General features: G+C 66.4%; 8 protein-coding genes. 5 read left to right on the top strand and 3 right to left on the bottom strand.

Annotation, left to right across the window (positions count from 1 at the left end; translation table 11 throughout):
- A partial coding sequence (locus BMY53_RS20085; protein ID WP_143074164.1) for a transposase occupies positions 1-306 on the top strand: 306 nt, incomplete at its 5' end.
- 170 nt (positions 307-476) lie between these two features.
- Here BMY53_RS20085 and BMY53_RS20080 read toward each other — a convergent pair.
- Positions 477-1,280, bottom strand: a complete 804-nt coding sequence (locus BMY53_RS20080) for an alpha/beta fold hydrolase (RefSeq protein WP_092948261.1) — start codon at positions 1,278-1,280, stop codon at positions 477-479.
- The gene (locus tag BMY53_RS20075; RefSeq protein ID WP_092948260.1) at positions 1,277-2,590 is read right to left on the bottom strand and encodes an O-acetylhomoserine aminocarboxypropyltransferase; all 1,314 of its coding nucleotides are present in this window, start codon (positions 2,588-2,590) and stop codon (positions 1,277-1,279) included. Before BMY53_RS20075 ends, BMY53_RS20080 begins: the two co-directional genes overlap by 4 nt.
- Positions 2,591-2,787: 197 nt before the next feature.
- On the opposite strand from BMY53_RS20075, the gene BMY53_RS20070 reads away from it, so the two are divergent.
- From BMY53_RS20070 to BMY53_RS20055, 4 genes are all read left to right on the top strand, one after another.
- The gene (locus BMY53_RS20070) at positions 2,788-3,249 is read left to right on the top strand and encodes a CBS domain-containing protein (RefSeq protein ID WP_092948279.1); all 462 of its coding nucleotides are present in this window, start codon (positions 2,788-2,790) and stop codon (positions 3,247-3,249) included.
- 175 nt (positions 3,250-3,424) lie between these two features.
- Entirely contained in the window at positions 3,425-4,531 is a 1,107-nt protein-coding gene (aroC, locus tag BMY53_RS20065) for a chorismate synthase (protein ID WP_092948259.1), read from the top strand.
- 186 nt (positions 4,532-4,717) lie between these two features.
- Positions 4,718-5,875 (top strand): efflux RND transporter periplasmic adaptor subunit, encoded by a 1,158-nt coding sequence (locus tag BMY53_RS20060; protein ID WP_092948258.1) that lies wholly within the window; start codon positions 4,718-4,720, stop codon positions 5,873-5,875.
- 111 nt (positions 5,876-5,986) lie between these two features.
- Positions 5,987-9,250, top strand: a complete 3,264-nt coding sequence (locus tag BMY53_RS20055; RefSeq protein WP_092948257.1) for an efflux RND transporter permease subunit — start codon at positions 5,987-5,989, stop codon at positions 9,248-9,250.
- Positions 9,251-10,353: 1,103 nt separating this feature from the next.
- Here BMY53_RS20055 and BMY53_RS20045 read toward each other — a convergent pair.
- Complete coding sequence (locus tag BMY53_RS20045; protein ID WP_092948255.1) at positions 10,354-11,379, bottom strand: HTH-type transcriptional regulator GntR; 1,026 nt, start codon at positions 11,377-11,379, stop codon at positions 10,354-10,356.
- Positions 11,380-11,566 lie beyond the last annotated feature (187 nt).

Below are 11,566 nucleotides of genomic sequence, written 5' to 3'. Positions count from 1 at the left end.
AAGGCGCTGACCGCCTATGCCCGCCTGTCACCCATGGTCCGGCAATCGGGTGTCTCGCTCGACAAGCGGCGAGGCACCAGCCCGCAAGGGCACAGCGCCCTCAAACATTGCCTGTACTTCCCAGCCATGGTGGCAGGGAAGCACAACCCGTTGATTGCGAGGTTCTGGCAGCGTCTAAAGGCTCAGAACAAACCCGGTAAGCTGATCGTCGAGGCCTGCATGCACAAGCTGCTGGCCATCGTCTACGGCGTGCTCAAGTCCAAGCAGCCCTTCAACCCCCACCAAATCTCGATCGAAGAGACTTGACGCTTAGAACGGTGTCTTGACTTCCGGGAAAGGGCACCGGACCGTCACTTTCCGACACCGAGCCCCGCCTCGTTCCGCTGCTCACCATCAGCCAGCAGCAAACGAGATCCTCGATTCGCGGCGCACTACTCAAGCCTTAAGCCTCAAGCCTTCGCTTCACGGCTGACGCCTTAAGCCAGCGCGGCCTTCAAGGCCGTCAGCAAGGCCTCCGGCGCTTCAGCCATCAACGCATGCCCCGCCGTCACAGTCTGAACCTGCGCGTTCAGCAGCTCCTGCAACTGCCGGGCAGACTTGGGTGGCGTCATGGCGTCGCGCGTTCCCAGGATGAGGTGCGCAGCCGCCTTCAGCCGCTGCGCGGCCGCCGACGCCGCTTCGTATCGGTCGCAGACCTGGAAGTCATGAAGGAAAAGATTGCCGTGCGGCGCTCCGCTGGCTTGCATGCGCTCCATCAGCGCAAGATTGGCGCCATGCAACCAGGTGCCCGGGCCAGGCACGGCCGGTTTGGCGGCTAAGGTCGTGTGTGAAAAGGCGTTGACCATGGCCATCGCCGCCTGCGGCTGGTCACGGGAAGTGTTCAGCAGTTGCTCGCTGACCTTCATCGGCCAGGCCGTGCCCACCATCACCAGACGCTCGCACCGCAACGGCTGTTGAGCCGCCGCCTCCAACGCGATCAGTGAGCCCATCGAGTGGCCCACCAGCGCCGCAGTGGGGACACCAGCCGCCCCCAGCAACTCCAGGATCCAGCTGCCCAGTGCCTCCACATCCGCCAGCGGCGGCCCCTCACTGCGGCCATGGCCCGGCAGGTCCACCGCCAGCACAGACCGCCCGTGATGGGCGAAGTAACGCGCCAGCAGCGTCCAGACGCTGTGGTCGTGCAGGGCCCCGTGAATGAAGACCACGCAGGGCAGGGCAGGGTCGAAGTGCTTGCCGCCAGTGTAGGCATAGGCGGCCCGGCCTCTCAGCGCGAACTTCATTTGGCGGCCACCTTCAGCGCCGCAGTGAGGTCCGCAATGAGATCCTCCGGGTCCTCCAGGCCGATGGACAGCCGGATCGTGCCCGGGCCAATGCCCGAGGCCGCCAGCGCCGCGTCGTCCATTCGGAAATGAGTGGTGGAGGCGGGATGGATCACCAGCGAGCGCGCATCCCCCACATTGGCCAGATGCGAGAACAGCCGCAAGGATTCAATGAACTTGCGGCCCTGCTCACGGCCAGCCTTCAGATCGAAACTGAACACGGCCCCGCTGCCACGCGGCAGCAGCCTTTGCGCCAGCGCATGGTCACGGTGCTGTGACAGCCCCGGATAAGCCACCTGACCCACCAGCGGATGGCTGGCCAGGAACTCCGCCACCCGCACCGCATTGCTGACATGGCGCTGCATCCGCAGCGGCAGGGTTTCAATGCCCTGCAGGATGAGCCAGGCGGTGTGCGGGCTCATGCAGGCCCCGAAGTCCCGCAACCCCTCCCGCCGGGCCCGTAGCAGGAAGGCCCCCACCGTGCTCTCCTCGGTGAACACCATGCCGTGAAAGCCGTCGTACGGCTCGCACAGTTCGGCAAAGCGGCGCTGTGCGCCACTGGCCGCGTGCGCGCGTTCCCAGTCAAAGCGCCCACCATCCACCAACACGCCGCCCACCACCGTGCCGTGACCGCACAGGAACTTGGTGGCGGAGTGGTAGACCAGGTCGGCCCCCAGGCCGATGGGCTGCTGAAGGTAGGGCGTCACGAAGGTGGCATCCACCAGCAGCGGCAGGCCGGCATCGTGCGCGATCTGCGCCACGGCAGGAATGTCCAGGACGTCCAGCCCCGGGTTGCCGAGGCTTTCTCCCAACAGCAGGCGCGTCTCGGGGCGAATGGCGTTGCGCCACGCATCGAGCTCGTGCGGCCCCACAAATGTGGTGGTGATGCCGAACCGCTTGAGGGTGTAGTGCAGCAGGTTGTGGGAGCCACCATACAGCGCAGCCGACGCCACGATGTGCTGGCCGGCACCCGCCAGGGTGGCCACGGCCAGGTGCAGCGCCGCCTGGCCACTGGCCGTGGCAATGGCGCCCACGCCGCCGTCCAGCGCGGCCATGCGTTCTTCCAGTACCGCCGTCGTGGGGTTGGAGAGCCGGGAATAGACGTGCCCGCTGCGCTCCATGTTGAACAGGCCTGCCGCGTGTTCGGTGTTCTCGAAGACGAACGAGGTGGAGAGGTGCAGGGGAACCGCCCTCGCACCGGTTGTGGGGTCGGGGGCGGCGCCCGCGTGGAGCGCGAGCGTGTCGAAGCCGGGGTCGGCGGGACCTGCCATGTGTCTTGTCTCCTGTAGCAGCGACCGTGGTTCGGTCGTCATCTGATCATCATGCCGTTGGCATCGATGCGTCGGCGTGACGTTGGTGTAGGGCGGCGTGGCGCCAGCGCGCCCATCGGTGTCTAACGCTCAAGTTCTTGCGCGACGCCGGGTTGGGTGCTGTTGCCCGCAGGGCATTGTGTGCTATGTTGGCAGGCATGAAAGTCTCCGACATCCTGCGCGTCAAGGGCAACACGCTCTTTACTGTCTCCCCAGACCAGCCGCTGGCCCAGGCCGTGGTCACCATGGCCGAGCGAGATATCGGCTCGCTGGTGGTGATGGAGTTCGACGATCTGGTCGGCATGCTGACTTTCCGCGAGGTCATCCAGGCCATCACCCGCAACGGCGGCAGCGTGGGTACCTCGCTGGTCCGCAGCGTGATGGACGACGCCCCGCTGACCTGCACCCCCGCCACCGAGATCGACGAAGTGCGCCGCATGATGCTGGGCCGTCACGCCCGCTACATGCCGGTGCTCAACGGCCGCCAGCTGGTGGGTGTCATCTCTTTCTATGACGTGGCCAAATCCGTCGTGGACGCGCAAGACTTCGAGAACCGCATGCTGAAGGCCTACATCCGTGACTGGCCGGCAGAAGAGGGCGGTCAGGCCCAGCCGTCCTGACGCCACCTGCGGCGCACGAAGGCTCGGTTGCCGAGCCAACATGGAAAAAACATCGATAGCGGCCCCGGGAGGGCCGCTTTTGCATGTCCGCGCCGCCCGGCAAACAGGCACCAGCGGTGGGTGGCTCGTAGAATGAGGCGCTTCTTTCCTCTCTCAGCCCAGGCAGGTTTTCCCAATGTCCGGCAGCACCTTCGGCAGCTTGTTTCGCGTCACCAACTTCGGCGAGAGCCACGGCCCGGCGATCGGCTGCGTCATTGACGGCTGCCCGCCCGGCCTGGCCCTGACGGTGGAAGACATCCAGCCCGAACTGGACCGCCGCCGCCCCGGCACCTCGCGCCATGTGACGCAGCGCCAGGAGCCGGACCAGGTGGAGATCCTCTCCGGCGTGTATGAGGGCCAGACCACCGGCACGCCGATCTGCCTGCTGATTCGCAATGTGGACCAGCGCAGCAAGGACTACGGGAACATCCTGGACACCTTCCGCCCCGGCCATGCGGACTACACCTATTGGCGCAAGTACGGCCTGCGAGACCCCCGTGGCGGTGGCCGCTCTTCGGCACGGCTGACGGCCCCCATGGTGGCGGCCGGCGCGGTGGCCCGCAAGTGGTTGCAGCAACAGCATGGCATCGGCTTCCGGGGCTGCATGACGGCGCTGGGCGAGATCGATATCGCCTTCGAGGGCTGGAACCATGTGGGCCAGAACCCGTTCTTCGCGGCCAATGCCAGCCAGATCGAGGCGCTGGAGGCCTACATGGACCAGCTGCGCAAGGACGGTGATTCCGTCGGCGCCCGCCTGACGGTGGAAGCCACCGGCATCCCGGCCGGGCTGGGCCAGCCCCTGTTCGACAAGCTCGATGCCGATATCGCCTACGCGATGATGGGCATCAATGCGGTGAAGGGCGTGGAGATTGGCGCCGGTTTCGAGAGCGTCCGCCAGAAGGGCAGCCAGCACGGCGACGAGCTGACACCCGAAGGTTTTGCGGGCAACAACGCGGGTGGTGTGCTGGGGGGAATCTCCAGCGGGCAGGACCTGCGCGTGTCCATCGCCATCAAGCCGACGAGCTCGATCCGCACGCCCAAGGCGTCGATCAACCGGGCCGGGGAGCCCACGGTGGTGGAAACCTTCGGTCGGCACGACCCCTGTGTCGGCATCCGGGCCACGCCGATTGCCGAAGCCATGTTGGCCCTGGTGGTCATGGACCACGTCCTTATGCACCGCGCACAATGCGCGGATGTGGAACTGCCGATCGCGGCCATCGCGGCGCAACGGCCCGTTGGCTGAACCCCTCGCCAAAGCCGAGCCGGGCATGTTTCAGGCGTCACGATGACTCCCCCCAAGGCAGTTCATCCAGCGCAATCTGCAATTCGTCGCAGCCGGTGAGCAGCCCAGGGAGGCGATTCCTACACTCCGCCGCATTCAAGCTTCGCCTTTGGTCAGGCGAATCGGTAGACGGAATTGGGGGAGAACATGCGCAAGAAGGTTTGGTGGCTGGGTGGTGTGGCCGTGGTGGTGCTGGCAGCAGGCGGCGCCGCCGTGTATGCCACCAGCAAACAATCGGCACCCGCGCCGAAGAAGGAATCGTCCAAGCCGGCCCTGGAGTTCCAGGCCAGCGAGGTGGTGAAGCCGTTTGTGGCCACCATGCCGGGCGTCATCGAGTTCTCCGGGCCGCTCGTCGCCCCCAACACCGTGATCGTGCGCTCCAAGGCGTCCGGCAGCCTGGTGAACCTGTCGGTGGGCGAGGGCAGCCGCGTCAAGGCCGGCCAGAGCCTGGGCCAGCTGGACCTGGAGGAGCTGCGCCACAAGGTGGCCGAACGCAGCGCCGGGGTGGAATCGGCCCGGGCCCAATATGAGCAGTCCCAGCGCCAATACACGGCCAACCAGGGCCTGGCCACGCAGAACTTCATCGCGCCCACCGCGCTGGACAATTCCCGTGCCGCCCTGGATTCGGCCCGCGGACAATTGATGTCTGCCCAGGCCCAGCTCGGCACCAGCGAGGTGCTGCTGAAACAGGCCGCCCTGGTGTCACCCATCGATGGCATCGTCTACAAGCGCCACGCCGTGCCCGGCGAGAAGGTGGCCGCAGAGCAGCAGGTGTTGACCATCGTGGACCTGACTCGCCTGGAACTGGCCGGCCTGGTGGGCACTCACGAGGTGAGCAAGCTGAAGCCCGGCATGATCGTGAAGATGCAGGTCGAAGGCTTCGACGCCCCGGTGGAGGCCCGCATCGCCCGCATCGCCCCGGCCGCCGAACCCGGCACGCGATCCATCGGCGTGACCCTGACCCTGGACAACCCCGGAGAACGCTTCCGAGCTGGGCAATACGCCGTGGCCCGCGTTGAAATGCCGGACGACAAGCAGCGCATGACGGTGCCCATCACCGCGGTGGGCACGGTCTCCGGCCAGGAACATGTGTGGGTGATCGACAAGGGCAACCTGGTCCGCCGCATCGTGACCACCGGCCGGCGCGATGCCCGCGAAGGTCGTATCGAGGTGCTCGCCGGCCTGACTGCCCAGACGCAGGTGCTCGGTGCCCGCTTCGACAACCTGAAGGAAGGCGAGAAGGCGACCATCCTGCCACCCAAGGCCAACGTCGCCAGCGCCGCTTCGAGCGCCAGCGCGCAATAAGCGAAGCGCCCCTGCGGCCCCAGGCCGCCGTGCACGCGCGTAACGGCCAGCCCGGGGCCCGCCAGTCCCGAGCCTGCGCCTCGACATGACGATTACAAGAAGGGATTCCCCATGTGGATGACCCGTGTCTCGATCCAGAACCCCGTGTTCGCCACCATGGTCATGGTGGCCCTGTGTGTGCTGGGTCTGTTTTCCTACTCCAAGCTGGGCGTTGAGCAGATGCCCGATATTTCGCTGCCCGGCGCGTGGATCGATGTCCGCTATCCCGGCGCCTCGCCCGAGGCGGTGGAGCGTGAAATCGCCAAGCCGCTGGAGGAAGCGCTCAACACCGTGGCCGGCGTGGACCGCATCCAGTCCCGCAGCTTCGAGGGCCGTGTGCAGGCCAGCGTGGAGTTCAGCCTCAGCGTGGACATGAACCGCGCCATGCAGGAAGTGCGCGACCAGGTAGCCCTGGCCCAGGCCAGGTTCCCCAAGGAGGCCAAGCCGCCCACCGTCTCCCGTTTCCAGGGGGACAACGCCCAGCCTGTGGTGGTGGCGGCACTGCTGAGCAACACACGCACCCCGCGTGAAATCTCGATGCTGGCGGACCTGGTGGTCTCCAAGCGCCTGTCCCGCGTGGAAGGGGTGGCCCGCGTGGACGTGGGCGGCCTGGCGCTGCGCGAAGTGCGAATCGACCTGGACCCGCAGCGCCTGCGTGCCTACAGCGTGACCCCGGCGCAGATCGCCGCCGCGCTGAACGAGGCCAATACCGACTCCCCGGTGGGCCTGCTGTCCGACCGTAGCACCGACACCATGCTGCGTGTGGAAGGCAAGGTGAAGGACCCCAAGGAGTTCGTCAACGTGGTGGTGGCCCGCCGGGGCGACCTGAACCTGACGCTGGGTGACCTGGGCACGCTGGTGGAGCGTGAACGCGAGCTGGATTCGATTGCCCGCATCAACGGCCAGCCCGCCGTCAACTTCAATATCTTCAAGCAGCAGGACGCCAACATCGTCGCCACCGGCGAAGCCATCCAGTCCGCACTGGCTGAGCTGCGCAAGACCCTGCCCAAGGATATGGAGCTGCGCCTGATCTATGCCAACAGCGACTTCGTGAAGAACTCGCTCAAGGGCCTGCGTCACACGCTGATCGAAGGCGCACTGCTGACCGTCGCCATCGTCTTCCTGTTCCTGCACAGCTGGCGCTCCACCGTCATCACCGGCCTGACATTGCCGATTTCGGTGATCTCCAGCTTCATCGCCGTCTACGCCTTCGGCTTCACGCTGAATTTCATGACGATGATGGCGCTGAGCCTGTGTATCGGGCTGCTGATCGATGACGCCATCGTGGTGCGAGAGAACATCGTCCGCCACGTGGGCATGGGCAAGGACCACTACCGCGCGGCGGAAGACGGCACCAACGAGATCGGCCTGGCCGTGATGGCCACCACCTTCGCCATTTGCGCGGTGTTTGTGCCGGTGGCCTTCATGGGTGGGGTGATCGGCAAGTTCTTCTATCCCTTTGGTATCACGGTGGCAGTGGCGGTGCTGGTGTCGCTGTTCGTCAGCTTCACGCTGGACCCGATGATGTCCTCGGTCTGGCATGACCCCCCCTCCACCTACCTCAAGCGCCTGCCGGTGATCGGCCATTTGATTCGCGGCACGGATGCGGGCATGGACGTGCTGCACCGGATCTATGAACGCAGCATCCGCTGGATCTTCTCCGGCCGTCGTTATCGGCTCTTTGTGCCACCGGTGCCTGCGTATGGTCGGCCGTTTGACGCCGACGGCGAACGCCAGCACCACCAACCCCGCCGCCTGCGCATGGCCACCATCACGCCGCGCGGCCTGGTGACCCTGGGCGGGGTGGCCAGCTTTGTAGGCGCGCTGATGCTGATGCCGCTGGTGGGCGGTGAATTCATGCCACAGACCGACCAGGGCTTCACCCAACTGAGCCTGCGCATGCCGGTGGCCACCAGCCTGGAACGGGGCGATGCCAAGGTGCACCAGGTGGAGGAGGTGCTGGCGCGCATGCCCGAAGTGAAGACGGTGTCCACCGTGGTGGGTGCCTCCGGCGAGGGCCTGGCCACCGGCCGCAACCAGGCCATGCTCAACATCGCCCTGGTGGACCGCCGCGAGCGCCAGCGCACGCAGACCCAGGTGGAAGACGCGATTCGCGCCGAGATTGCCCGCATCCCCGGCGTGGAGGTCAGCGTGGGTTTCAATCGCCCGGTGTGGGTGACCATCCTCGGGACCGATCCGGAGGTTCTGACCCAGGTGGCCAAGAACTTCGCCGAGAAGGTCAAGAAGATCAAGGGCGCGGTGGACGTGGACACCACCGTCAAACCCGGCGTGCCGACCTATGCCGTGCGCCTCAAGGATTCCGCCGTGCGCGAGCTGGGCCTGAACGCACCCATGGTGGCGTCTTCACTGCATGCCTATGTGAACGGCGAGGTGGCCACCTACTGGACCACGCCGGACGGCGACCAGGTGGAGGTGCTGCTGCGTCTGCCCAAGGACCAGCGCCAGAACCTGGAGCAGATGCGGCGCCTGCCGGTGGCCTTTGCCAAGGACGGTTCGCCCGTGTCCTTGGAGCAGGTGGCCACGCTGCAGGAGGTGTTCAATCCCGAGGTGATCCGCCGCCAGAACCTGCAGCGCCGTGAAGCGGTCTATGCCGGTGTGCAGGGCCGCGCCTCCGGCGACGTGAATGCCGATGTGCAGAAGCTCATCAAGGAGACCGAGCTGCCCCCGGGCATCAGCTTCATGGTGGACGGCGATGGCAAGCAGCAGGCCGACTTCATGCTCGGCCTGGTGGCCGCCATGGGCCTGGCGCTGATCTTCATCTACATCGTGCTGGCCAGCCAGTTCGCCAGCTTCCTGCAGCCGATCGCCATCATGGCCTCGCTGCCGCTGTCCCTGATCGGCGTGATGCTGGCCCTGCTGTTCTGGAACACGACACTGAACGTGTTTTCGATGATCGGCCTGGTGATGCTGATGGGCCTGGTGACCAAGAACGCCATTTTGCTGGTGGACTTCGCCAACCATGCGCGCAAGCAGGGGCTTTCCATCCCGGAGGCGCTGCTGCAGGCCGGCCTGGTGCGGATGCGCCCCATCATCATGACCACAGCCGCCATGGTGTTCGGCATGCTGCCCATGGCCATCGCCCTCAATGACGGCGGCGAGATCCAGGCGCCGATGGGCCGCGCCATCATTGGCGGTGTCATCACCTCGACCCTGCTCACGCTCGTGGTGGTGCCGGTGATCTATTCCTACCTGGTGCGCGGGGCAAAGACCTTCCATACGGCTTCAAAGCCGCACGGAAACACCCCGCCGCACCCGACTTCGGACGACATCATGCCCGTGACTTCAATCACGCCGAACCCCGGCATCGCGGACTGAAACACCGATGGATGCTACGAATGACAGATAGTTCGCCTTTCGAGGCCATGGTCTCGTAGACACTGGGCAGGCACATTGATTGGCCACTGATTGGTCGCTGATCAGTCACTGATCGGCCAACCAGTTCGCCACTGCGAATGATGCCTGCCCCTAACGCCCCCATCCCTCATCCGTCCTCCCGCAACCTCCTGCTGAATGTCCTGCCCCACCCCTCACCGGGTGGGCCGGCGCTGGGGCAGGAGGAAGCGCATGTGTTGCGCATGCCGCAGTTGCGGGTCCGCCTGTCGTGGCGCGGCACGGGGCTGCTCACGGCCGCACTGGCCTGCGGTGTCCTGGGCCTGATGGCCGGCTCCATCGGCCTGCTCAGCCTGGGCCTGACCCTGGTGGTGATCGTGCTGGCCTCGCTGGCCAGTGCCATCTTCACACTGCTGGATCTGCGCCTGCGTGCGCAACCCCCTGCGCCCTGTTTTGCCGGGGATACCGGCCAGCTGGAATTGAGGGTGGAAAACCCCGGGCGTGGGGATCGCTGGGACATCGGCCTGGGCCCGGCCACCGCACAAGGCCCGAGCACCTGGATGGACGTGCCCGGGCGCTCCGTGCATCTGGCGTTGCTGGCCCTGCATCCCCAGGAACGCGGCCTGTATCGCTGGCCCGTGCTGCGGCTGCAGACTTGTCACCCCCTGAGCCTTTTCCTGATTTCCACCGAGTGGCAACCGGAGGTCGAGCTGCTGGTCTACCCGCGTCCACTGTTGGAAGCGCCCGAACGGCAACGTCTGCGCACCCTGGCGAACCGGCAGATTCAGGCACTGGTTGGCGGCCCCTTGTGGCTGGACCTGGACGACCTGCGCGCCGTGGCCGGCCATCTGCCGGAACGCATGCTGTCCCTGCTGGCGGCGCGCCTGCTGCAAGCAGAGCGGGACGACCGGGATTACGGCCTGCGCCTGGGCGCTGTGGTGGTGCCGCCAGGCCGGGGCCACCGCCATCTGGCGCGCTGCCTGGAACTGCTGGCGCATTGGCGCCAAGGCCCCGAACCTGCCGCAGCACAACGGCAGGTGGCCGCGGCAGCAGCTTTCGGGCCCGCGTCAGCAGCTCTCGCGCCCGCGTCAGCAGCTCTCGCGCATCAGCAGCTCGAAGCCGAGGTCCACACAGGGCTCGTCCACCGCATCCCCGCGCATCAGGGTGATCAGCATCTCGCTGGCCCGGAGGCCGATCTCGCCCCGAGGCGTCCGCACGGTGGAAAGCGGCGGCAGCATCTGCTCGCCACCGATGAGATCGTTGAAGCCGGCGATGGCCACCCGGCCCGGCACCTGGATCCCACGCCGTAACGCCTGCAGCAGCGCGCCCTGGGCCAGGTCGTCGTTGTTGAAGAAGATCGCATCCACGTCCGGCGCCTGCGCCAGCACCCGGTCGAACATCTGCGCGCCCAACGCAAAGGAGGAGGGCGCGGAATCCAGGAATTCCAGCGCGGGGTCGTGCCGGTCCGCCAGGGCGGCACGGTAGCCATGGGCCCGCTGCAAGGTGCGCGGGTCCAGTTGAGCGGCCGCGAATGCAATGCGGCGATAACCCCGTTCGCGCAAGGCCAAGGTCATGGCGTGACCGGCCGCTTGCTGGGAGAAACCGACGGAATACAGGCCACTGTCCTTGCGGTTCTCCATTAGATGCACACAGGGCACACCGCTGCCCTGGATGAGGGCGCGAGAGGCCTCCGTCCGGTCAAAGCCGGTCACCAGCAAACCGGCTGGCCGGTTCATGAGGTAGGTGCGCAGCAGCGCCTCTTCCTCCTCCGCCTGGTAATGCGTGACACCGATCAGGCTCTGGTAACCGGCGGCCAGCAGCGTACTTTGCGCCGCATCCAGCAAATCCACAAAGAGTGCATTCGAGAGCAACGGGATCAGCACCACCACCTGGTTGCTGCGCGCGGACGCCAGGGCCCGCGCCGCCGGATCCGGCACATACCCCAGTTGGCTGACCGCCGCCTGCACACGCGCCACCAGCTCGGTCGCCACGCCCCGCTCCCCGCGCAGCGCGCGCGAGGCGGTGATCGGGCTCACGCCTGCCGTGGCCGCGACATCCTGCAGCGTCACCCGTCCGGTGGCTCGGCGTCGTTTCGGGGCGGCGGGTGTGCTCATGGTGCGTATTTTCCCTAGCGTGGTGCGTGGTCGCGCGGCGTAGGATAGCGCTACCAGCTGGCGACAGGAGCGGTACATCCCCTGAGAAGTGGGATGACTGTGTGTCGGCGCAATGTGCTATGGCCCAGGGACCTCCCCAGCAATGGCTGAACAAGCGTATTTCTCCAACCCGGCCCCTGGCGCCGCC

Origin of the sequence: Roseateles sp. YR242 (assembly GCF_900109745.1) — a bacterium.
Classification (GTDB): domain Bacteria; phylum Pseudomonadota; class Gammaproteobacteria; order Burkholderiales; family Burkholderiaceae_C; genus Roseateles.
Note: the sequence above shows the minus strand (reverse complement) of the source record. Positions and strands in the feature narration are given on the sequence as shown.